1 protein-coding gene is annotated in these 462 nt (G+C 64.5%); it reads left to right on the forward strand.

Annotated elements, in window-relative coordinates:
• Positions 1–14: 14 nt before the first annotated feature.
• Positions 15–462 (forward strand): hypothetical protein (locus M3677_RS17130; protein ID WP_251161154.1); only part of this gene is annotated, 448 nt, incomplete at its 3' end.

Genomic DNA, 462 nt, shown 5'->3' on the forward strand with positions numbered 1-462 from the left:
GGCAGGATAAGGCTATGGCCGAAGAAGCCTCCAGCGACGGAATCGCCCACGAGGGGGACCGGCCCTCTGTGGTCAGAGAGCTGCGTCTGGACCTCGAAGCACTAGCTGCTCCCTACGGGGATCTGGTCACGGTCACCCACAGCTTCGGCGCCGATGAGAACTTCAACCCGGACGCCGAAGACTCGTGGGTGGATCACGGATGGACCACCTCGCTCCGGCCGACGGTGCAGGGCGCGCCGATCAGCGTCTACTTCGACGGGATTGATCGGGATCTGGTTGTTGAGGTCGGCGACTTCGGGTGGTTCGAGTGGTTCGACCTGGACGACACGAACAGGGTCGCGTCAGAGGTGACGGGCCTGTGCGCCGGCGTCATGTCAGGCAACGAATGGGAGTGGCGCAAGCCAGAGGAGCGAGGTTGTGACGTGCTAGCACCGGATGGCCGACGGTGGCACGCGACTGACG

The sequence above is a fragment of the Curtobacterium sp. P97 genome (genome assembly GCF_023712445.1).
GTDB lineage: Bacteria > Actinomycetota > Actinomycetes > Actinomycetales > Microbacteriaceae > Curtobacterium.